General features: G+C 40.0%; 22 protein-coding genes, 1 other RNA gene and 1 riboswitch. Of the genes, 16 read left to right on the top strand and 7 right to left on the bottom strand.

From position 1 onward, the window contains the following. Positions 1-75 precede the first annotated feature (75 nt). From BUQ87_RS05580 to BUQ87_RS05590, 3 genes are all read right to left on the bottom strand, one after another. Positions 76-852 (bottom strand): acyl-CoA dehydratase activase, encoded by a 777-nt coding sequence (locus BUQ87_RS05580; protein WP_038263564.1) that lies wholly within the window; start codon positions 850-852, stop codon positions 76-78. Positions 853-945: 93 nt separating this feature from the next. After that, positions 946-1,206, bottom strand: a complete 261-nt coding sequence (locus BUQ87_RS05585) for a putative Se/S carrier protein (RefSeq protein WP_038263568.1) — start codon at positions 1,204-1,206, stop codon at positions 946-948. 38 nt (positions 1,207-1,244) lie between these two features. Continuing rightward, on the bottom strand, positions 1,245-2,522 hold the full coding sequence (locus BUQ87_RS05590; RefSeq protein ID WP_038263571.1) for a double-cubane-cluster-containing anaerobic reductase: 1,278 nt from the start codon (positions 2,520-2,522) through the stop codon (positions 1,245-1,247). Between the two features lie 414 nt (positions 2,523-2,936). Between BUQ87_RS05590 and rnpB the strand changes: the two genes are divergently transcribed. The 7 genes from rnpB to BUQ87_RS05625 all read left to right on the top strand — a co-directional run bounded on the left by rnpB (position 2,937) and on the right by BUQ87_RS05625 (position 9,519). Continuing rightward, positions 2,937-3,291, top strand: an RNA gene (rnpB, locus tag BUQ87_RS05595) — RNase P RNA component class A. A 360-nt stretch (positions 3,292-3,651) separates the two neighbouring features. Further along, the gene (locus BUQ87_RS05600; RefSeq protein WP_038263573.1) at positions 3,652-3,849 is read left to right on the top strand and encodes a cold shock domain-containing protein; all 198 of its coding nucleotides are present in this window, start codon (positions 3,652-3,654) and stop codon (positions 3,847-3,849) included. A 196-nt stretch (positions 3,850-4,045) separates the two neighbouring features. Further along, on the top strand, positions 4,046-4,294 hold the full coding sequence (locus BUQ87_RS05605) for a DUF1653 domain-containing protein (RefSeq protein WP_242943782.1): 249 nt from the start codon (positions 4,046-4,048) through the stop codon (positions 4,292-4,294). Positions 4,295-4,477: 183 nt separating this feature from the next. Further along, positions 4,478-5,089 (top strand): ferritin-like domain-containing protein, encoded by a 612-nt coding sequence (locus tag BUQ87_RS05610; protein WP_074210047.1) that lies wholly within the window; start codon positions 4,478-4,480, stop codon positions 5,087-5,089. Between the two features lie 407 nt (positions 5,090-5,496). Beyond that, positions 5,497-6,018, top strand: coding sequence for a hypothetical protein (locus tag BUQ87_RS05615; protein ID WP_207647172.1), 522 nt, complete (start codon positions 5,497-5,499; stop codon positions 6,016-6,018). Positions 6,019-6,377: 359 nt separating this feature from the next. Further along, entirely contained in the window at positions 6,378-7,718 is a 1,341-nt protein-coding gene (locus tag BUQ87_RS05620; protein ID WP_038263579.1) for an APC family permease, read from the top strand. A 460-nt stretch (positions 7,719-8,178) separates the two neighbouring features. Next, positions 8,179-9,519: an APC family permease gene (locus BUQ87_RS05625; protein WP_038263581.1), complete on the top strand. Its 1,341-nt coding sequence runs from the start codon at positions 8,179-8,181 to the stop codon at positions 9,517-9,519. 61 nt (positions 9,520-9,580) lie between these two features. Here the strand turns inward: BUQ87_RS05625 and BUQ87_RS05630 are convergent, their stop codons facing one another. After that, on the bottom strand, positions 9,581-9,853 hold the full coding sequence (locus BUQ87_RS05630; protein WP_038263584.1) for a CPF_0552 family protein: 273 nt from the start codon (positions 9,851-9,853) through the stop codon (positions 9,581-9,583). 112 nt (positions 9,854-9,965) lie between these two features. Next, positions 9,966-10,361, bottom strand: a complete 396-nt coding sequence (locus BUQ87_RS05635; protein WP_052636015.1) for an adenine nucleotide alpha hydrolase family protein — start codon at positions 10,359-10,361, stop codon at positions 9,966-9,968. A 528-nt stretch (positions 10,362-10,889) separates the two neighbouring features. Here BUQ87_RS05635 and lpdA point away from each other — a divergent pair. The 5 genes from lpdA to BUQ87_RS05660 all read left to right on the top strand — a co-directional run bounded on the left by lpdA (position 10,890) and on the right by BUQ87_RS05660 (position 16,072). Continuing rightward, positions 10,890-12,266 carry a dihydrolipoyl dehydrogenase gene (gene lpdA, locus BUQ87_RS05640; RefSeq protein ID WP_038263585.1) on the top strand — a complete coding sequence of 459 codons (1,377 nt, stop codon included), beginning with the start codon at positions 10,890-10,892 and terminating at the stop codon, positions 12,264-12,266. Between the two features lie 167 nt (positions 12,267-12,433). After that, a complete protein-coding gene (locus tag BUQ87_RS05645) occupies positions 12,434-12,847 on the top strand; it encodes an archease (protein WP_038263589.1) in 414 nt (137 codons plus the stop codon). Continuing rightward, complete coding sequence (locus tag BUQ87_RS05650; protein ID WP_052636016.1) at positions 12,844-14,286, top strand: RtcB family protein; 1,443 nt, start codon at positions 12,844-12,846, stop codon at positions 14,284-14,286. The genes BUQ87_RS05645 and BUQ87_RS05650 overlap by 4 nt, the downstream gene beginning before the upstream one ends. An 8-nt stretch (positions 14,287-14,294) precedes the next feature. Then, positions 14,295-14,930, top strand: a complete 636-nt coding sequence (locus BUQ87_RS05655) for a RecX family transcriptional regulator (RefSeq protein WP_052636017.1) — start codon at positions 14,295-14,297, stop codon at positions 14,928-14,930. Between the two features lie 62 nt (positions 14,931-14,992). Continuing rightward, positions 14,993-16,072 carry a DUF3048 domain-containing protein gene (locus BUQ87_RS05660; RefSeq protein WP_159434269.1) on the top strand — a complete coding sequence of 360 codons (1,080 nt, stop codon included), beginning with the start codon at positions 14,993-14,995 and terminating at the stop codon, positions 16,070-16,072. Between the two features lie 106 nt (positions 16,073-16,178). Here the strand turns inward: BUQ87_RS05660 and BUQ87_RS05665 are convergent, their stop codons facing one another. After that, positions 16,179-16,565, bottom strand: a complete 387-nt coding sequence (locus BUQ87_RS05665; protein WP_052636019.1) for a LapA family protein — start codon at positions 16,563-16,565, stop codon at positions 16,179-16,181. Between the two features lie 81 nt (positions 16,566-16,646). Between BUQ87_RS05665 and BUQ87_RS05670 the strand changes: the two genes are divergently transcribed. Both BUQ87_RS05670 and BUQ87_RS05675 read left to right on the top strand, forming a co-directional pair. After that, positions 16,647-16,871, top strand: coding sequence for a hypothetical protein (locus BUQ87_RS05670; RefSeq protein WP_038263591.1), 225 nt, complete (start codon positions 16,647-16,649; stop codon positions 16,869-16,871). Continuing rightward, positions 16,829-18,322: a sodium-dependent transporter gene (locus tag BUQ87_RS05675; RefSeq protein ID WP_038263594.1), complete on the top strand. Its 1,494-nt coding sequence runs from the start codon at positions 16,829-16,831 to the stop codon at positions 18,320-18,322. Before BUQ87_RS05670 ends, BUQ87_RS05675 begins: the two co-directional genes overlap by 43 nt. 323 nt (positions 18,323-18,645) lie before the next feature. On the opposite strand, the gene thrC is transcribed toward BUQ87_RS05675, so the two are convergent. Then, entirely contained in the window at positions 18,646-20,127 is a 1,482-nt protein-coding gene (gene thrC / locus BUQ87_RS05680) for a threonine synthase (protein ID WP_330391257.1), read from the bottom strand. 304 nt (positions 20,128-20,431) lie between these two features. Then, a riboswitch (SAM riboswitch) is annotated at positions 20,432-20,540 on the top strand. A 140-nt stretch (positions 20,541-20,680) separates the two neighbouring features. Here thrC and BUQ87_RS05685 point away from each other — a divergent pair. Together BUQ87_RS05685 and metA are read left to right on the top strand one after the other, a co-directional pair. After that, positions 20,681-21,958, top strand: coding sequence for an O-acetylhomoserine aminocarboxypropyltransferase/cysteine synthase family protein (locus BUQ87_RS05685; RefSeq protein WP_038263597.1), 1,278 nt, complete (start codon positions 20,681-20,683; stop codon positions 21,956-21,958). Positions 21,959-21,972: 14 nt separating this feature from the next. Beyond that, the gene (gene metA / locus BUQ87_RS05690) at positions 21,973-22,878 is read left to right on the top strand and encodes a homoserine O-acetyltransferase MetA (RefSeq protein WP_038263599.1); all 906 of its coding nucleotides are present in this window, start codon (positions 21,973-21,975) and stop codon (positions 22,876-22,878) included. Positions 22,879-23,041 lie beyond the last annotated feature (163 nt).

Genomic DNA, 23,041 nt, shown 5'->3' on the forward strand with positions numbered 1-23,041 from the left:
ATTCTAAGCTCATTATTCCATTGTGAATATAAAAATCCAGCCGGACATCCGGCTGGATTTTTATATTCTTGAAAACTAAAGCTTTATTGAATTGTATGCTATTACAGCGGCGCCAAGAGCCCCCACAAGCTGAGAGTTGTCAGATACGAAAAGTGGAGATCCTATCTTCCCAGATATTGCCGATCTTACTGTTTTGCATTTTGCAACTCCGCCTGTGAAAGCGACCTCGTTGTTTAGCGGAACTTTGCTTACAAGGGAAGATGCTTTGTTTGCTATGGAATGGACTATTCCAAGCATTATGCTCTCTTTTTCTATTCCCTTTGCAAGAAGGCTTATCACTTCGGATTCAGCAAAAACTGTGCACATGCTTGATATAGGCTGAGGCTTTACATTTTCGCCTATAAGATTGTCAAGCTCTGAAATATCTATTCCAAGAGTGCTTGCCATAACCTGAAGGAACCTTCCGGTACCGGCTGCGCACTTGTCATTCATTGAAAAGTCGACTATATTTCCAAGGTCATCGATACTTATGACCTTGCTGTCCTGGCCGCCTATGTCGAGTATGGTCCTTGTTTCGGGGTTTAGAAAATGAGCCCCCTTTGCATGACAAGTTATCTCGGTCACGGTCTTGTCTACGAATGGCATCGATATTCTTCCGTATCCGGTGCCTATTATCTTTTTCACCTGCTGCCTTTGGACATTGTTTCGTTCAAGCAACTTTTGAAAAACCTCGTATGAAGCGTCCTTAGGGCTCCAGCCCGTCGGTATGACTAACTGGTCTATGATTTCGCCGTTGAACAGCACGCCTTTTGTGGCAACAGATCCGGCGTCAACTCCTACTGAATAATACATATATAAAACCTCCTAATAAAATCCAATGCTTATTTGAAAAAAATTCAACAAAAACACACCAGGGCATGTTTATGACATGGTGTGTTTTTGGAATTAAAAGTTAAAAAGTCTTTTTTTATTTTTGGTTATGGTGTGTATACCGAGCGTTTTAATGTTCGGATTTTCACTCAATATTCCCTCGACAGCTGGAATATCCGTGATTTCAATCATTATTGATATTCCGCAGCATGTGCTTAGTTCTCTCGGAGTCGGGCTTATGGCATATTCAATGCCAGACTCTTTTAGTTTTTTTTCCAAAGAAATTCCATGCATGTGAGAAGGAAAAAGTATGAAAGTTTTGGAGTCTTTTCCCATCGTATCACCCTTTTTCGTTAGAAAATAAGTATAAGTAATTATTTGTTTGATATCATCTCGAAAAAGGCTTCGAGTCTTGTCTTGATCTGGCCTGCATCTTCAAGGCCGTAGTCAGTCTCTATCATTATGACAGGAATATTTTCCTTTGCAAGAGCCTCTTTTACAGAATTGAACTCTGCAGCATATGTAGTACAGAAAGGAAGAGTGTAGTAAACTACGCCGTCTGCGCTGTACTCCTTGTAAAGTCTTATTATGTCGTCTATTCTTCCTGTGTTAGGAGTGAAACATGCGCAGTTTGTCTTCATGTATCTTTGAGTAAGGTTCTCGTAGTGTTCGTCCATAGTGCTTGCAGACTCGTCGACAAGGTTTTGGAAGTATTTAACGCCGGTGCAAGTCTCTTCTGCAACAACAACTGCTCCGCTTGTCTCTATTACGTGATGAAGCTTCCAGTTTGGAACTGCCATAGGAGTTCCGCTTACAAGTATTCTTGGAGTGTCTTTGCTGAATACTCCTTCGCCTTTTTCTATTCTGGCTTCAAGTTCGTCGCAAAGCTCTTCAGTCTTTTGAACGAACCTTTCAGGATCGTCATAGAATGCTATTTGAGTTATAAGAAGGGCATCTTTTCCACTTATAGGAGGATTATCAGACTTTCTCGTGTTGTAAAGTCTTTGAAGAGCTTTTCTCTTTCTGTTGAGAAGTTTTGTAGCGTCGCTTATTCTTTCAGCAGTTACTTCCACTCCTGTAAGCTCTTCCATTCTCTCTTTGAATATTCTTATTTCATCCTTGAAGTGAGCGTAGTCTTGATCCCTCTTCATATTAGGAAGGTCTATAACATGCATAGGAGTGTATTGCTTGAATGTCTCCCAAAGCTTCATCTTTCCGTCGCAAGTAGTTTCGCCTACAAGCATGTCACATGAGCTGAAATAAGGACATGTTTTTCCAACAAGTGCTCCGGCTGCTGCTTTTATAAGCGGACATGTGTTTCTTGGAACAACTTTTTCTCCGTCTGGATGCCAAAAATCTGATCCAGCGCAAAGTCCAACGCTTGCAGCATTTGCAGCAAGTACTATTTCATCTGGAACGAACACGCAGAATGTTCCAACTACTTTTTTGCCTTCCTTTTTCATGTCGGCAAGTTCTTGTATTCTAAGACCATGTATTTCAGACACTACGAAGTTGAAGTAGTTCATGCCTTCAGGTCTGTTTTTTTGTTCCATGTATATTTCACCGTAAAATTCAGGAAGCACCGCGCAAAGCTGGTCGTGCTTTTCAAGGTCGATATCAAGTGATTTCCATAATTCTTTGTAGTCTGCCATTTAAAAAAATCCCCCTCATACAAAATTTTAAGGCCCTGCATATACAGAACCTTTTAGAAAAATATAGATAGATAAAATGAAAATTTGTTTGACGGTTTTTCGCAGGAACATTTCCTTAGGTATAGTGTATATCATTATTAAGGATTTGTTTACAAATATAAGAAAGTCTAATAGTAAAAATAAAACCATAGATAAAATGAATTGAAAACTGTTAGATAACTATTGAATTTTGTGAAGATTTGTGAATGGAATCATGTTGAATTGATTTTATGGATAATATAGGAAGGGGCGCATTAAAGGGAGGTTTGAGGCTTGAAAAATATATGGATTTGCAGCTGTAAATACTGCCATTGACAGGCCCTCTGGATTATGTTATTCTATAACGGTGCCAAAAATAAAAAAAAGTTAATAATTTGAGTAAGCCGGATAGTCGCGGGCGCTTAGGCGAACGAGGAAAGTCCGAGCTCCGTAGGGCAAGGGTGCTGGGTAATACCCAGTGGAGGCGACTCTAAGGATAGTGCAACAGAGATATACCGCTAAAGGGGCTTTAGGGCCTACTAGCAAGGGTGGAAAGGCGAGGTAAGAGCTCACCAGCGGCTAGGTGACTAGTCGGCTATGTAAACCCCATCCGGAGCAAGACCAAGTAGGGACTCAAAAAGGGGGCTGCCCGTTCCCGTCCCGTAGGTAGGTCGCTTGAGCCTGTTGGTAACAGCAGGCCTAGATAGATGACTATTCAAGACAGAACTCGGCTTATAGGCTTACTCATATTTATTGTATACAACACTGCCCTTCAGGGTGGTGTTTTTTACTTATGGTAGTATATGGATCTAGTTCATCCATCTTGAGAATTTTTTGGACAATGTTTATCTTTACGGATGCTTAATTTCAGATCATTTTTCGAATATTGCTTATGCGGTGATAGATTCAATGAATATAAAGTCAGCATAAAACATTCTGGAAAATAAAGTGGTTTTATTTTGATTTGTCACGAAAAAGTATGATAGAATGTCTTCAAAAAGGGTACATATAAATTGTGCCCCTGAGGTAAGGGGTTTTAATTTCAGATTCTACATAGTTGGTTTACTTTGTACGAGCTGATTTAAGAAAATAAAATTTGGAGGTAGAAATTATGACTGGTACAGTAAAATGGTTTAATGCAGAAAAGGGATATGGTTTTATAACTGGAGAAGATGGCGTAGATGTTTTTGCACATTTTTCTCAGATTCAAAAGGATGGTTTTAAAACACTAGAAGAAGGTGAAAGAGTTTCTTTTGATGTAGTTCAAGGAGCAAAAGGACCACAAGCCGAGAATATAGTAAGCCTATAATATTATATAGTGTATTAGGGACATGGAGATAAACTTCATGTCCTTTTTTATTGTTTTTTTGATAATTTATGATAAAGAAGACTTTTCTATGAGATTCGCAATATCGACAATCTAAAAAGAAAAAGTTTTTATAAGTGATTTTTCACTGTAATAGAGTTAAAATAAAAGCAAAATAAATTTTTGAGGTGGTATGAAAATGAATATGGAAAATGAAACTGAAATCGGTCAGAGAAGCCTGAATATAGGCGGAAAATACAGGCACTTCAAGGGGAAGGAATACATTGTACTTCACTTGGCAAAGGATTCTGAAACTCTCGAGGAGCTTGTGATATACAAAGCTCTTTACGGTGATTTTGGAATATGGGCAAGGCCGCTTGAAATGTTCATGGAGCAGGTTGAAGTAGGCCGCAAACTGGTGTACAGGTTTGAAGAGATTGAAGAGTAGATGGGGCTGTGTACGCTAATATTAGTGGGAAAATAGAGTGAATTGATGTTTTTCAATTTGTTATTGCAATTTAGGGTTTTTCAATTTGAACAAAATGACATTTTCTTTTCACAAAACTGTCACATTCGAGGGGTATATTAAAAATAACAAGACGAAGTGACAGTTTGAAAGGAGATGTAAAAAATGACTAAAAAGATACTAAAGCGACTTACTGTTTTGGCGGTAACATTTATTATGGGCTTGGGAAGCGTATTTGCAAACAACAGTGACTATGGAGCACTCGGTTCATTTGAAAAGGAAAGCTATACTCTTGAAGAGATGCTTGTATATTCAATAGAAGACGAGTACTTGGCAAGGTCGGAATATGAAAAGATAATGGAAACTTTCGGAGAGCAAAGGCCGTTTTCGAATATAGTAAAGGCTGAAGAATACCATATAGAGCTTTTGAAGCCAATTTTTGAAGAGTACGAAATAGATATTCCAGATGACAAAGCACAGGAGCATGTGCATGTTCCAGAAAGCTTGACTGAAGCGTACGAGACCGGGGTACAGGCCGAGATAAATAATATAAAGATGTATGAAACATTCTTAGCGCAGGATATCCCAGATGACGTTAAATACGTATTTGAGCTTCTGAAAAATGCATCAGAAAATCACTTAGAGGCTTTCCAGAGAAATTTGGACAGATCGGAAGGTGTAGGATTATCAGGAGATAGAAGAAATCCGCAGGGGAAAAAGGGAAGAGGCAGAGGCGGATGGAATGGTCAAAGAGGCCAGTGTGTAATTGAAAGATAAAACAAAAAAATAATTGCTGCAGCCGTTTAAAACAGACGGGTGCAGTTTTTTTGTATTTAAAGGAAAGGCAAAGCCTGTATATAAAAACGTATGTTCTCGCAGGTGGTGTGAACATAAAACTTACGACAATGTGGATCCGGATGGGAAAATAGAAAAAGTGGTTTGGAATAGACACCACTGTTGAAGACCAGTATAGAAGTAGCATAAAGAGAGCAGTCTGGATTTTGTTTCACACAAACTGAAAGATGAATTAAATTTTAAAAATAATTTAAAATAAAATTGGTTTTGGTATATACTACAAGTTCGATTTGTTGTAAAATAAAAATCTATAGAGCTTTTGAGGATATGACTGAAAGTGAGGGGTTTTTGTGAAAAGAATTTTAGTTTTATGTGTGTTGCTGCTTGCCATGACTTTTTCATTTGATATTTCAATGGGTCAGGAAATCTATTACAATGGTGAAATGATTATTGACGAAGCTGAATATGGTGATATTAGAGCGGTTCTAGTTGAAAGGTTTCCAACCGAGAAGATAATACTTGTGGGAACTGATTTTGAAAAGAATGCTTATATATCAGAAGCCAAGGCGCTTGATTTTGACGGGGAGCACATAGCTGTGACAGGAAGCAGTGGAACGTATCTTCTGGATATAGACATGAACATAGTGCTTGGTGTCAATCAGGATGGAGATGTTGTTTCTGTAGGAGATTTTATATGTGTGGCCAGCAAAAATTCAATAAAGGTATTTTCTAAGGAAGATGCATCTATAGTATGCCAGCATGAACTTGAAAGAGACAGCAGAATAACAGGTATGGACATGTCGGGAGATGTTGTTGACATTGTAGTTGAGAAGGTTAGTCCGGAAACGGGAGAAAAGACTATTGAGCATATTAGCTTTTTAATAACGGAAGAAGGGCTTTTTCTTTCGTGAAAATAATTTTATGAAATGATAAAAAGTCGGCCAGTGGGCGGGCTTTTTATTATTTTTTGATATAGGAGATTGGAAAATGGCGATCAATTAAAAATAGAGAATTAAAAAATGATATACAAATCCGAATTTTATAAAAAATCTTAATTTTGAAAAAATTTCCTGAAACTTGACGATTCTTTGCGAAGTGAAAAACGTATAGACAAGTAATATCAATGGATAGACAGGTGAAGGCTCGAGAGTTGCAAAAAAAATCTGAATATTATATTATGGATGGGCGAGTTGTAATAATTTTGATTAATATAGCAATTATTAACAATTATTTTCTGTGGAATTAAAAATTGTCAAAAGGGGGAAAGTTTATGAATGAAGAGTTGAAAAAGGATTTGGGATTTACAACTGCACTTTCGATAGTAGTTGGAATGGTCATAGGATCAGGAGTGTTTTTCAAGCCTACAGCAATATTTGGTGCGTCAGGTTCTGCAGGGCTTGGTATACTTGCGTGGATAATAGGGGGGATAATAACAATAGCTGCAGGGCTTACAGTTGCAGAAATATCAGCTGCAATGCCTGAAACAGGTGGAATGGTTGTATACATCAAAAAGACTTATGGAGACCTTTGGGGATTTCTTCTTGGGTGGGCGCAGACAACTGTATATATGCCTGCTTTTATAGCGGCACTTGCAATAATATTTGCAACACAGGCTGTTTCGCTTATGGGCATTTCAAGCTTTATGACAACACCCATTGCAATAGGGGCGATATTGTTTCTTCTTGTTATGAACAGCGTAAGTTCAAAGGCCGGCGGAGCGCTGCAGTCAATATTTACAGTTGCAAAGCTTGTGCCGCTGATAGCTATAATAGTGCTTGGATTTATAAGGGGAGATGTTCAAAGCGCTGACCTTTCAAATTTCACTCCTGGAAGAGGATCTCTTGTTTCGAGCCTTGGAAGTGCACTTATAGCGGTAATATTTGCATTTGAAGGCTGGATAAATGTAGGAGCGATAGCGGGAGAGATGAAAAATCCAGGAAAAGACCTTCCGAGGGCAATAGTTATAGGCCTTTCAGTTGTAATGAGTATATATGTACTTATAAATATCGCATACCTTTGCGTGCTTCCGGCAGATGTGCTTGCATCTACGGCTACTCCTGCGGCAGATGTTGCCAATGTCATATTTGGAAGCTTGGGAGGAAAGGTCATATCAACAGGAATACTTATATCGATATTTGGAGCGCTTAACGGATTCATACTTACAGGTATGAGAATTCCATATGTAATGGCAAAGGAGGGAAAACTGCCTTACAGCAACTTGATAGGAAAGCTTCACAAAAAATATGAAACTCCTGTTAACTCGGGAATACTTATAGTTGCAATATCAGTAATATTCACGTTTACAGGAAAGTTTGACCAGCTTACAGACCTTCTTACGTTTACAATATGGATATTCTATGTAATGACATTTGCGGCTGTTATGATACTTAGAAAGAAAATGCCTGATATGCACAGGCCTTACAAAGTGCCTCTGTATCCACTTCTTCCGTGCATAGGAATAGCAGGAGGAATGTATATAATAATAAACACGCTTTTGACTCAGCCTATGAACGCATCGCTTGGTATACTTATAACGGTTCTTGGGCTTCCTGTATATATGATTGCAGGTGAAAAAATGAAAAAGGAAAAAAAACCAGACGTGGCTGCATAGCTGTATTGAAAGTCGAATTTGTGAAATTCAACTTGATAAAAATAACTATTTTTTAGAAAATTCGCGATATTGACAATTTAAAAAAGAAGTTTTTTACAATCCAAATACCCTGCGGAGCAAATTTTTGAATTTATTTGTTTTGCAGGGTATTTTCAGTTGAACATAGTTAAAAAAACAACTAAAAATACAAAATGAAAATTTAAAACAGTCTAAATATTTAAAATTTTATGAAAAAAATCATAATTCCAGAAAAAATATTCTTGAAACTTTGTAAAAATTTTTGAAACGAAAAGCGTTGTAAACAAGTGATATCAATGTATGCATATGTCAAAACAAAAGTGTTGAAAAATTGTTAAGATTCTTATATTATTAATGAGGGATTCGTTATTATTTTGATCAATTTGGCAATTATTCACAATTACTTTGATGGATTTACAAATTTTTTAGGGGAGGAAAACAGATGAACGAAGAGTTGAAAAAGGATCTGGGCTTTGCAACGGCACTTTCGATAGTAGTTGGAATGGTCATAGGATCAGGAGTATTTTTCAAGCCTACTGCGGTATTTGGAGCGTCGGGCTCCGCGGGAATCGGAATACTGGCATGGGTAATAGGAGGTATAATAACAATAGCCGGAGGTCTTACGGTTGCGGAGATATCTGCGGCAATGCCTGAGACTGGTGGAATAGTTGTATACATCAAAAAGACTTATGGAGAGCTTTGGGCGTTCCTTCTTGGGTGGGCCCAGACAACTGTATATATGCCTGCCGTTATAGCGGCGCTTGGAATAATATTTGCAACACAGGCTGTTTCGCTTATGGGTCTTCAAAGCTTTATGACAACTCCCATCGCAATAGGGGCGATAGTATTTCTTCTTGTGATGAACAGCGTAAGCTCCAAGGCAGGGGGCGCCTTGCAGTCAATATTTACAGTTGCAAAACTGTTACCGCTTATAGCGATAACAGTACTTGGATTTGTAAGGGGAGATGTTCAAAGCGCAGATGTTTTGAATTTTGCTCCTGAAAATGGATCTCTTGTTTCTAGCATAGGAAGTGCGCTTATAGCGGTAATATTTGCATTTGAAGGATGGATAAACGTAGGAGCAATAGCGGGAGAGATGAAAAATCCAGGAAAAGACCTTCCAAGGGCCATAGCCATGGGACTTTCGGTTGTAATGGCCGTATATGTATTTATAAACATCGCATACCTTTGCGTTCTTCCGGCAGATGTGCTTGCATCTACGGCGACTCCTGCAGCAGATGTTGCCAATGTCATATTTGGAAGCTTGGGAGGAAAGGTCATATCAACAGGAATACTGATATCGATATTTGGAGCGCTTAACGGATTCATACTTACAGGAATGAGAATTCCGTATGTAATGGCAAAGGAAGGAAAACTGCCTTACAGCAATTGGATAGGAAAGCTTCATGAAAAATATGATACTCCAGTTAACTCGGGTATTATAATAGTGGTACTTGCAATAGCATTTACATTTACAGGAAAGTTTGACCAGCTTACAGACCTTCTTACATTTACAATATGGATATTCTATGTAATGACATTTGCGGCTGTTATGATACTCAGAAAGAAAATGCCTGATATGCACAGGCCTTACAGAGTGCCGCTGTATCCAGTACTCCCACTTGTAGCGATAATAGGGGGACTATATATAATAGTAAATACACTTTTGACTCAGCCTATGAATGCATCACTTGGATTGCTTATAACGGCTCTTGGACTGCCTGTATATATGTACACAAGCAAAAAGCCCAAGGAGGGAAAGCCATCAGATATGGCTGCATAGATTTTGAAATTTCAGATTTAGTTGAGAAAAAAAAGCGCCGATTTTTTCGGCGCTCTTTTTTTTATGATATTGATCCGAATTCCATTTTTTTGACTACTACGCTGTCTATTTCAGAAAGCTTTTTTTCAAGCTCGCTTACTTTGTCTGCGCTTTTCTCTACAAATTCAAGAAGTATAAGTCCTCTAGAACTGCAAGACTTGCAGCTGTCGGCAGCTTCATGAAGTCCTATTCTAGTCTTGATTATACACCCATATTCGGTAAGAAGTTTTTGAACATTTAAAGCGTCGTCATCCCTGTTTCCTATTTTTATTCCCATTATAACTGTAGATAGCATCAATAGCCCTCCTCATGAAAGTAAGATTTTCATTTAAGGTATACCCCAAAATCAATTGTCTAATCTATTTTTATCTGCTGAAGGTAAAAAACCTGCCAAACGGCAGGCTATACTAAACTACGTCCTGGTCCCAGTAGTTGTATTCAACGGGAACAACCACCGGCTTTACTCCTTTAGGAATATTATCACTTATGGTAAAAGTCATGTCGGTTTTAGATGAGGCCTCAAGGGACTCACCTAGAACTATTCTATTTATGTCATTGTCATATATAAAGTCGTTTACGGCTTCAAACACGTTGTTTGAATGAATTATGCTCATTTGAGCTCCATATTTTTTAGAAACGTCAAACAAGTGCTGTATTACATCGCAGTTTACTGTGGCAAGCTCTTTTCCTGTGACATGAAGAACATAGAGATCTCCGTTTTTGCCTGCTATTTTTGAACCCCTTTTAATAAGTCTTTCACATGTCTTTTGCTTTGTAACACAAACAGCCACTTTTTTAATCATTTTTATACCCCTTTATAAATATTTTTTTTAAGATTGAGAGATTACAGGATTGACAAGGGTAACACAAACTTTCAATTAAATTATACCACATTGTACATGGAAAATACATATTATATATATAGCCTTACAAATAATATTTAAACATACAAAGATTAAATCAGAATGAGTAAATTATTAAATAAATCTTAATAAACCTTGAAGTAGTTAGAATAGAGAGGAAATTCAATGAGAATATATATTGAAAATGTAAATTATGCACGCAGTGCGGTGTCAAATATTATTATGTCAGGGTAATATTGTATATGGATACTGAAATTGTTAAAAACCGGACAATCATATATGCAGCTACAAGCCATTCAAAAAAAGCAGTATATAGTATATTAAATATATGGAGTAATAACAAAGGGTGAAGGTTATCGGAATACTTAATGGCATTTTTATAATAACGTATTATGAAATTGCAGAAAAGGGTATTAAAGTAGTAGTTGAAAAATTTGTATCAATAGAAAAGCTTAGGAGGTAAATTCTGTGGAAAAATACAATATAGCGGTTATAGGAGGAGGGCCAGGCGGCTATGTTGCTGCCATAAAGGCAGCGCAGCTTGGAGCCAAAACTGTGCTCATAGAAAAAGAAAAACTTGGAGGCATATGCCTCAACTGGGGATGCATACCTACAAAGACGCTTTTGAAAAGCGCAAAGGTCTACCAGTATATAATGAACAGTGAAATCTTCGGAGTTGACATAGAGGACAAGGGCTGCGTACATATAAACTGGGACAACATGCAGGATAGAAAGGAAAGGGTTGTAAGCCAGCTTACAGGAGGGGTAAAGTCGCTTCTTGAAAAAAACGGTGTGGATGTCATAATGGGAGAGGCCACGGTAGCTTCAAAAAATGAAATAAGCGTGAACGGTCAGCTCATAAAGGCTGAAAACATAATAATAGCAACGGGCTCATCTCCTATGATACCGCCTATAGAAGGCATAAGTGAAGCCATGGAAAATGGGCATGTCGTAGACAGCACCGGGCTTTTGGAAGTGGAGAATGTCCCTAAAGAGCTCGTAGTGATAGGCGCCGGGGTAATAGGAATAGAGTTTGCATGTCTTTTCAGCACTTTGGGCTGTAGGGTCAGTGTGCTTCAACGGTCGAATGAAATACTTGGCAACATAGACTATGATGTGAGAAAGAGCATGGAAAAGAAGCTTTTAAACATGGGAATAGAAATAATATACGGGGCGAATATCCAAAAGATAGATGGAGATACCGTTTACATTGAAGTTTCAGGAGAAGCAAGACAGATAAGAGCTGAAAAGATACTCGTAAGCACGGGCAGGGTTCCAAATTTTAAGGGGCTTGAAAGCCTGGAGTTGGAAAAGACTAAAAGGGCCATAGTGACAGACGAAAGCCTAAGGACTAGTATTGAAAATATATATGCAATAGGGGATGTAAATGGTAAATTTCTGCTTGCCCACGTGGCTTCAGCTGAAGGTATAGTTGCGGCTGAAAACATAATGGGAAAAGACTCGAAGATAAGCTACGACAACATACCGGGCTGCATATATGCTTTCCCGGAGATAGCTACGGTGGGTCTTACTGAAAAAAAAGCCCTGGAAAAAGGACATGATGTTAAAATCAGCAAATTCCCCATGAGTGCAAATGGAAAGGCTCTTGCCGAAGGTGAAAGCAGCGGATTTATAAAGATAGTGGCAGATGAAAAATACGGGAAGATTCTGGGGGTGCATATAATAGGAGTGCATGCAACGGACATGATATCGGAGGCGCTTGCCACTATACAGCTTGAGGGGACGGCTCATGATCTTGCAAAGGCGATACACCCTCACCCGACCATGTCGGAGATTGTAATGGAGGCAGCCCACGGGATAGTGGACAGGGCTATACACCTTTAGAAATATGCTGGCTTGAATTTAGCGGACTAACAAAGTCCGCCATTTTGCTTAATTGGTGTTTTGGAATATGGCGTTTTTCAATTCATGTATTTGGGGTATGAATTTAAAAATCAGCAGGTGTAGTGATATAATTATGTTGTAAATAATGTGGAGAAGGGAATTTTCAAATGAAAACATACAGCTTTTTAGCACACAAGTGCGACATAAGGTTAAAGGTGGAGGCTGATAGTCTTGAGAACCTTTTTCATGCGGCTCTTGAAGGTATGAACTGTATAATAAAAGGGGACGAAACGCCTTTGAAAGGCAAAGACCACGGTATTGTTGTTGATATTGACTCGGTTGACGTTACGGCGCTTCTCATAGACTTTTTGTCTGAAGTTCTCCTGGAGACTCATACCGAATATGCAGTGTTTGACAAATTGGAGGTGCTTGAATTGAATGAGAATCATTGCAAGGCCAGATTGTTTGGAGACAGAGTGGATGGTTTTGACGAGGACATAAAGGCCGTGACATATCATGAGGCGGATGTAAGGCAAAACAGAAAGGGTTATTACGAGAGCGTAATAGTGTTCGACATATGATACTTAAAAAGGACATGAAGAGGATATCTCCTTTTCTCTGGAAGGTGGACAAGGGATACAGGGATGACATGAATGTCCCTGCCATGATATTTGCAACTGAAAACATGCTTGATGACGTGCTGAAGGACAGGTCCATAGAACAGCTCATAAACGTCTCGACTCTTCCCGGGATACAAAAGGCGGCAATAGTAATGCCTGATGTGCATGAGGGATATGGATTCCCGATAGGCGGAGTTGCTGCAACTCTTTGGCCAAGCGGGGTCATATCTCCTGGGGGCATAGGATATGACATAAACTGCGGGGTAAGGCTTTTGAAGGCCGACTGCGAATTTTCAAAGATAAGAAGGCATATTGAGCTTTTGGGAGCTGCAATTTATTCGAACGTTCCATCTGGAGTGGGTAAATCTGGGGATATAGTGCTTTCAAGCAAAAAGCTCGACAATGTGCTAAAGCACGGCTCTAAGTGGATGGTTGAAAACGGATACGGCTACGAGGAGGACATAGAAAGGACAGAATCCTCGGGATGCCTTAAAAACGCAGATCCCGACGCAGTGTTTGAAAAGGCTAAAAAAAGAGGGCATGACCAGCTTGGGACAATGGGTGCAGGAAACCATTTCGTTGAAATTGACATAGTGGATGAGATATTTGACAGCGAGATTGCAAATGCATACGGTCTTTTCAAGGGCCAGGCTGTTGTGCTGATACACACCGGTTCGAGGGGGCTTGGACATCAGGTTGCTACAGATTATATAAAGATAATGATGTCGAGTATGAAAAAATACGGAATAGAGGTTCCGGACAGAGAGCTTGCATGTGCGCCTTTTGATTCGAATGAAGGGCAGCAGTACTTTAATGCGATGGCTGCGGCTGCCAATTTCGCGTGGGCAAACAGGCAGGCGATAACACACAAGGTGAGACAGGCTTGGGAAAGCGTGCTGGGAAAGGATAGTAGGCTTTCAATGCTATATGACGTTGCACACAACATAGCCAAAATAGAAGAGCATGAGATAGAGGGGCAAAAAAGGAAAGTCATAGTACACAGGAAAGGCGCCACAAGGGCTTTTGGTCCGGGACATCCAGACATTACAAGTCAGTACAGGGAAGTGGGCCAGCCTGTGATAATACCTGGAAGCATGGGAACGGCATCATATGTGCTTGCGGGAACAAATGTCAGCATGCAAATGTCTTTTGGGTCTTCATGCCACGGAGCGGGAAGGCAGATGTCCAGAAGCGAGGCGAAGAGGAGAAGGCAGGGCAGCGACGTTCTGATGGAACTTGAAAACAGGGGCATACACGTGCAAAGCGGCTCTTTAAGGGGTCTTGCGGAAGAGGCTCCGGGAGCCTACAAAGATGTTGACGATGTGGTAAATGTAGTAAGCATGGCGGGAATAGCCAAGAAGGTTGCAAGGCTAAAGCCTATGATGGTCATAAAGGGATAGGAGATTAGATGAAGAAAATTACAAAAATAGAATTTCAAAAAAAGAACCAGGGAAGGTATTCGATATATATTGACGGAGAATTTGCATTTGGAGTGCATGAGGATATTCTTGTCCAGCATTCTCTCAGAAAGGGCATGGAGCTTGACGAGGAGCAGATAGAGTTAATAGGCGAAAGTGAAAAGTATAAAAAAGCATACATGTATGGGATAAATCTGCTCTCTTACAAGATGAGAACCGAAAAGGAACTTGAAGACAAGATGAGGGAAAAGGAGCATGGGGAAGAGGCTATAGAAGACGCTATTTCAAAGCTTCGTCAAAAGGGATATGTGGATGATGAAAAATATGCCATAATGTATGCCAATGAAAAGATGAACAAAAAATCTTCAGGGAGGAAGCTTGTGTCGCATAAACTCAGACAAAAGGGTATAGACTCAGAAATTGCAAACTTGGCAATAGAAGAGGTTTCAAGTGAAGAACAGGAGTATGAACAGGCGCTTGAAGCGGCTGTGAAGAAGATGAACACAACATACAGAAATGATGATAAAAATGCTGCATATAGAAAGCTTGGGGGATATCTTTCGAGAAGAGGTTATCCATACAGTGTAGTGAGCCGGGTTTTAAGGGAAGTTTTGAAAAATCGCTAAAACCACTAAAAATACTTGAAAGGGCCTGGTGGCGAATGAAAAAAAATATAGTTATATGTATTATGTGTGCACTTTTTATATTCGGACTTTCGGGGTGCAATGAAACTCCAAAAGAGGTGAATGACAGTAGTAATGGAGTCGAAAATGCCAATGGTCAGGTAAATGAAAATATTTCTTCTGAAGCAAAGCCCGATGGTGCAGACAGTGAAGATATAGGAGAAAATGGGGGACAGGAAGCGGCAGTACAGTATATAGAAACTGTAAAGAGCAGATACACAGGTGTGCCTGTAAGCGCTGAAGCAGCTGAAAGTCCGGCATATATGGTCATAGTTGAAAACCTAAGGTCCGCAAGACCTCAGTCTGGAATTTCAAAGGCGGACATAGTGTTTGAAACCCTTGCAGAAGGAGGGATTACAAGGTATATAGCTCTTTTCCAGTCTCAAAAAGCAGACAGCATAGGGCCTGTAAGAAGCACAAGGCCGTATATACAGGAGCTTGCGGCTTCATTTGACCTTCCTTTTGCGCACTGCGGCGGAAGCATGCAGGCGCTTTCAGAGGTGAAAAAGTATTCCCTCATGAACATAAACGAAATGTGGAGAAGCTCTTACTTTTACAGGTCCAAAAACAGAAGGGCGCCTCACAACCTGTATACGAGCAGCGGCAAAATGGAAAAAGCTCTCCAGAATCTTGGATACAGCCACGATGAAGATTTCGCTATAGGATTTGACGACGAGCCAACAGAATATGAGAGGCTTGAAAATGCATATGAGATAAAAGTGGTTCCAAGCAAGTATACAAATTCAAGCTTCAAATATGCGGATGGCGTCTATCAAAGGTACCAGGAGGGCAAAAAGGACATGGACATGGCGACTTCAAGCCATATAGGCGTTCGAAATGTAGTTGTTCAGCTTACTAGCATAGTGAACCTCAATGACAAGGAAGGCCATGTGAATGTAAAGCTTGACGGTACGGGCAGTGCGTATGTATTCAGGGACGGCAAAGTTATTAATGCAACTTGGTCAAAAGATGTATTCAGGGCGCAGACAAGGCTTTATGATGGATCTGGAAGTGAAATAAAGCTCAAAAGTGGAAAGACATGGTGGTATATAATTGGGAAAAATTCATCTGTCGAATGGAAATGAATATATTGGAAAATGAGAAAGAAAACCACCGATTCAGTATGCAGGCGGGCTGAGTTTTATGAAATAAAAGTATGGAATCCAAAACGAAAACACAAAAAAGGAAGACCTACAGGTCTTCCTTTTTTGTGTTTTCATCTTTTGAAATGTTTACGGGTGCCATTTGCTGAGTTTTTGCGTGTTCAAGTTTAAGCTTTAGCCTTTCTATCTCTATCTCATAATTTTTATTTGCCTCTTCCAGACCTTTTATATTCTTTTCAAGACCTGAAATCTTATTCTTGTTTTCCCTTGATTTCATGCCGTATTTCATCTTGCTAAAAAGGCTTATGAAGAATGTCACAAGTGCTCCAAATGTAGCGGAAATCAGTATCACAACAGACTGTGAAAGCTGGTATTCTTTCCACAAGAACTGTATTGTTACAACGTCTGAATTCATAACGGCAAATACGGCTACAAATATTGCAAATAGTAGAGAAAAAATAAATCCAAATTGCATAGTACCACCTCCGTAGACTAAAATAGTATTCTAATTATACCCTGTTTGGGCAAATAAATGCAAATTAGGGGTATAATATATATGATTTGGATTTATGAAATAGTGGATGTAAATAGTTTTGTTGACACGGGCATACATATCTTATTAAAATGGAGTAGACAGAAGGCATGGTTTAATGCGTTAAAGAGGAAAATACTACATGGGTATGTATGCCTTGTTTTTTCTGGAGAGAATTTTAATATAGACGAAAAGGAGGCAGTATTTTGGAAAAAAGAGATCAGTGGAATTCCAGGGTTGGCTTCATAATGGGAACTGTTGGAGCGGCTATAGGGCTGGGAAACCTTTGGAGATTTCCATTTCAGGCCTATTCAAATGGCGGAGGGGCTTTTTTGATACCATATTTCTTTGCTCTTATGACGGCTGGAATACCGCTTATGATAATGGAGCTGGGATTTGGAAGCAAGATGAGGTCTGCAGCACCTTCTGCATTTAAAAAACTTGGAAAGAGGTTTGAATTCATAGGATGGTGGCAGGTTATGATCCCGGTTGTTGTAATGTGTTTTTACTGCAACATAATATCATGGAGTCTCAACTATCTGTTCCTGTCATTCAATATGGGATGGACCCAAAATCCAGGTGACTTTTTCATAGGAGAGTTTCTAAAGCTTTCGGATTCCCCGTGGAACCTGGGCAAGATAAGGATAAATATACTAGTACCCCTTGTATTTGTATGGCTTACAAACTATTTTATTGTAAGACGGGGCATATCAAAAGGTATTGAAAAGGCGTGCAAGATAATAATGCCAGTGCTTGCAGTGCTTATGATGGTTATGGTAATAAGGGGCGTTACTCTTCCTGGAGCAAGGTACGGGCTCAACTGGTTTTTGGAGCCGGATTTCACTAAGATAATGAATCCTAAGGTTTGGATATCGGCATACAGCCAGGTTTTTTTCTCCACAACTCTTGCAGTTGGGGTGATGATAGCATATTCAAGCTATCTTCCGGAAAAATCGGATATAGTAAACAACGCTCACATAACCGTTTTTTCAAATGCGGGATTTGACTTTATAGCAGGTATTTGTGTTTTTTCAGTGCTTGGATACTATTCGTTCTCAATGAACATACCTTTTGAAGAGGTCATGCAAAATGGTGCTGGACTTGCTTTTGTAGCATTTCCAATGGCAATAAATGAGCTTCCCATGCATGATATTTTCAAGGTGGCATTCGGCGTAACCTTTTTCTTTGCGCTTGTAATAGCGGGAATATCCTCAAGCGTTTCAATGCTTGAATCATTTGCATCGGCAATACTTGACAGGTACGACATAAAAAGGGAGAAGCTAATTGGAATAATAGCTATTTGCGGATTTTTGGGAAGCATGATATTCGTTACGCAAGCGGGCCTTTATATACTCGACATAGTGGATCATTTTGTGGCAAATTACGGCATAGCCATTTTGGGATTTATTGAAGCTGTGCTTCTTGGATACGCATACGATGCGCACAAGATGAAAGAAGAGGTAAACGAGTATTCGGACATAAGGGTTGGAACTTGGTGGGTCATATGCATAAAATATATAACTCCCATAGCACTTGGATATATAATAATAAGGAACTTTATAGATGAGTTCAAGGAGCCTTATTCGGGCTATCCTGTAAGCGCCCTTGCAGCATTTGGGGTAAGCGTAGCACTTGGAATGATAATAGCAGCCATTCTTATAAGCAGAAGCAAAGGCGGCAAGCAGACTTTAGAAAAATAGGCAACAACCATAAGGAGGGATTGTCTTGAAGGATTCACTTTCTGTTGAAGCCCTGGCTATGCTGGCATTTGGAATAGCCATACTATACGGGAATCTTGCAAGGTATGTTTATATAGCTATAAAAAAGAAATAGCTCCAGAAAGCCGGGCTGGTTCATACAATGCACATGCCATTTTCCGTGGTTTAATATTAAAATCCGAATTTATATAAGTATTAAAAGATATGGAATACACTAAAAAGCTCGTGCTGATTTCAAAATCAGCACGAGCTTTTTAGTTGAATTAAACCATATTATTGAATTGGAAAATATAATGTATTAACTTTTATTTCACACCGAGAAAGTCAGAAAGCACGTTTTCCATGGACTGTTTGCCGCATGTAGTCTTGTGAACTATTTCCTTTTTCTCTATTCCGTCAAGGCCGTATGGGACTTTTACGCTGCTTTCTTTTGAAAGCTCGTACATAAGCTGGAATTCGTCTTCGTCGGCGTCCATTCCGATAGCAGTTGAAACGCTCTTTGTGAATTTGAACGGGCTTGCAGTGGAAGCTATCACTGTATATGTGTCATCGCCTGTGCTTTTCTTGTAATCCTCATACACCTTGTATGCAACAGCAGTGTGAGTGTCCATAAGGTAGCTGCAGTTTTCATATGCGTATTTTATTGTTTCAAGCGTCTGGTCTTCACTGGTAAATCCGCCGTAGAAAAGAGAAAGCTTGTTTTTTATGTCCTGCCCTACAGAGTATGAGCCTTCGCTTGAAAGCTTATCCATAAATTTTTTAACTTCGCCAGAGTTTCCTCCGCTTAAGTGGTAAAGAAGTCTTTCAAGATTGCTTGATACCAGTATGTCCATTGAAGGGGAATTTGTCTTTACAAGCTCTCTTTTTCTATCGTATACTCCAGTGCTTATGAAGTCGAAAAGAACGTTGTTTTCATTTGACGCACATATCAGCTTGTTTACAGGTATCCCCATGTTCATGGCGTAGTATCCTGCAAGTATGTTTCCGAAGTTTCCTGTTGGTACTACGAAATTGACCTTTTCGCCGTCTTTTACCTTTCCTTGGGAAAGGAGTTTCACATATGAATATACGTAGTATACTATCTGAGGAACAAGTCTTCCTATGTTTATCGAGTTTGCAGATGAGAGCATGAATCCGTTTTCAGAAAGCTTTTCCTTAAGCTCGTTGTCTGCGAATATGTTCTTTACGCCTGTCTGGGCGTCGTCGAAGTTTCCGTCTATTCCGATTACACAAGTGTTTGATTCGGATTGAGTAACCATCTGCATTTTTTGTATTGCGCTGACACCGTCATTTGGGAAGAAGACCACTATTTTGGTTCCTTCAACTCCTGCAAATCCCGCAAGTGCGGCTTTTCCAGTATCACCTGAAGTGGCTGCAAGTATTACTATGTCCTTGTCTATTGAAGATTTCTTGGCAGAGCTAGTAAGAAGATAAGGAAGGAGCGAAAGCGCCATGTCCTTAAATGCCGCAGTAGGGCCGTGATACAGCTCTAAAAAGCTGACACCGCACCTTTCTACAAGTTCAACCTTGTCTTTTGAGTCGAATTTTTCGTCGTATGCGGACTCTATGCACTCCTTGAGATTGTCTATTTCAGGAAAAAACTTCTGTATTATATAAAATGCAAGCTCGGTATATTTCATCTTTGCGAGCTTTTCAAATGGAAGGTCTATTTTAGGGATATCGCTTGGAACGAAAAGCCCTCCATCGTCTGCCAGACCCTTTACTATGGCCTGTGAACAGCTCATATCTGATTGTCCACCCCTTGTGCTTTTGTAATATATACTCATCTCAATCCACCTCGTCTAATTTTTGTATCATGGATACTTTTTGTTGAATTATATGATATAACGATTTAATACTGGATACAAGTGTTTTTTGTAAAGAAACAAATCCTTGGGAGAAAATCCAATTGAATAGGGAATAGGTTAAAAGCATAATCAAGGGGATACGTTTTGAAAAGGCATATTCAATCAATATATAATGAAAACGTTTTTCGAGAAAAATTCTTAAGCAAAGCAAAAAAACTTGTTGACATTAAAAAACAAAGTCATTATACTATGATACAAATATAAAAATAAATATTAAGACCAACTCTTATCAAGAGCGGCGGAGGGACAGGCCCTGTGAAGCCCGGCAACAGCCAGCACCATGCTGGAAATGTGCTAATTCCTGCAGTAGTATTACTACTGAAAGATGAGATTGTGGTATTTTTGTACACAAGTACATTTATTTTAGTATAAATAAAGAGTGTATAAAGACCATTTCTATCTTTTGGTAGAATGGTCTTTTTTTATTATCAAAAATACTAAAACAAAAATAAAAAATAGGGGGAAAATAAAAATGGAAAAAAATTGGAGTCTAGAAACTATATGCCTACAGGGAGGATATGAACCTGAGGATGGACAGGCGAGGGTTCTTCCCATAGTTCAAAGCACTACATACAAGTACAGCGACCCGGATTTTGTGGCTGACCTTTTCGATCTTGCTGCAGAGGGTCATATGTATTCAAGGATAAGCAACCCTACAGTTGACGCGTTTGAAAAGAAAATGGCTCAGCTTGAAGGTGGAGTGGGAGCTGTTGCAACTTCGTCGGGACAGTCGGCTACAACACTTGCGATGCTGAACATATGCAAGCAGGGAGACCATATACTTTCAGCATCCACCATATACGGGGGAACCCACACCCTTTTCGCATCGACTTTCAAAAAAATGGGAATAGAGGTTACGTTTGCAGATCCGTCGCTTGAACTGGAGGAGCTTGTGAAGCTTGCAAAGCCAAACACAAAGGTAGTATTCGGGGAGATAATAGGAAATCCGGGTCTCAACATACTTGATTTTGAAAAATTCTCAAAGCTTGCAAAGGAGATAGGGGTGCCGTTTGCTGTTGACAACACACTTGCAACTCCTTACCTTTGCAGGCCCATAGAGCACGGGGCCAACATAATAATACACTCGGCTACAAAATATACGGACGGACATGCGACTTCACTTGGAGGAGTGGTGATCGACGCGGGCAATTTCGACTGGAAGGAGAATGGATTTTCAGACTTTGTAGATCCAGATCCAACATACCACGGAATAAGCTATGTAGAGACATTCGGTGAAAGCGCATATATAGTAAAGCTCAGAGTGCAGCTTCTCAGGGACCTTGGAACCTGCCTCAGTCCTTTCAACGCATTTCTGATGCACAAGGGGCTTGAAACCCTCCATCTTAGAATGGAAAGACACAGCGACAACGCGCTCAGGCTAGCACAGTTTCTGGAGTCTCATGAATGTGTAAGCTGGGCAAGCTATCCCGGACTGCAGTCGCATTCAAGCAATGAAGCGTCAAAAAAATACCTGCCTAAGGGATGCAGCGGAATACTTACATTCGGAATAAAGGGAGGAATTGAGGAGAGCAAGACTTTTATGAGAAATCTCAAGCTTGCAGCGATTGTGGTGCATCTTGGAGACGCAAGGACTTCAGTTCTTCATCCGGCGAGCACTACTCACAGACAGCTAAGCGAGCAGGACCAGATAAAATGTGGTGTTACGCCGGATCTGATAAGGGTTTCCGTTGGAATAGAGGGAATAGACGATATAATAGCTGACTTTGACAATGCGCTCAAGAGCATATAAAGGGGGGAGAAAGCGTGCCGATAATACTTCCAGAAAGACTTCCGGCAAAAAAAGTGCTGGAAGGTGAAAATGTATTCGTTATGACCGAGAAAAAGGCCCTTACACAGGATATAAGGGCCCTTAAAATACTCATTGTAAACCTTATGCCCACAAAGATAGAGACTGAGACCCAGCTTGTGAGGCTGCTTGGAAACACGCCCCTTCAGGTGGAGGTGACATTCCTTAACACCAGCAGCTATGAATCCAAAAACATTTCAAGGGAGCATTTGAATGAGTTCTACCACACATTCGACCAGATAAAGGACAAGAAGTTCGACGGAATGATAATAACCGGGGCGCCAGTTGAACATATTGAGTTTGAACAGGTGGAATACTGGGAAGAATTGAAGAGGATAATGGACTATTCTGTGAGCAACGTCACATCGACACTCCACATATGCTGGGGGGCCCAGGCGGGGCTTTATCACCACTACGGAATATCAAAATATCAGCTTCCGGAAAAGAAATTCGGAGTATTCGCCCATACGCCGCTGGACAGGACAAGCAGGCTATTAAGGGGTGTAGACGATGTGTTTTATGTGCCTCATTCAAGGCATACTGATGTCAAAAGGGAGGACATAGAAAAAGTCAAGGAGCTCAACATAATATCGTTTTCAAAGGAGGCGGGAGTGCACATGGTTGAAACGCCTGGAGGAAAGCAGGTGTTTGTAACGGGGCACTCTGAATACGATCCTCTGACGCTTAAGGGAGAGTATGACAGGGACATACAAAAGGGTCTTTCTATAGATGTGCCTGTGAACTACTTCGAAAATGACGATCCGTCGCTTCCTCCTGTAGTGACGTGGAGATCTCATGCAAACCTGATTTTCAACAACTGGCTCAACTACTATGTATACCAGCAGACGCCCTATGAACTGTAATAATCAGGGCGATTGCCGCCCCCCGAATATAATTTTGACGTTTTTTATGAATTTAACCTTTACAAAAGTGTAATTTATGATAGAATGTATTTATGAAAAAAACAAGTGTATCTGGACAAAACACAAAAAATGAGACTGGGATCTGGGAAAAGTCCCAGACAGT

Origin of the sequence: Peptoclostridium litorale DSM 5388 (assembly GCF_900141635.1) — a bacterium.
Classification (GTDB): Bacteria; Bacillota; Clostridia; order Peptostreptococcales; family Peptostreptococcaceae; genus Peptoclostridium; species Peptoclostridium litorale.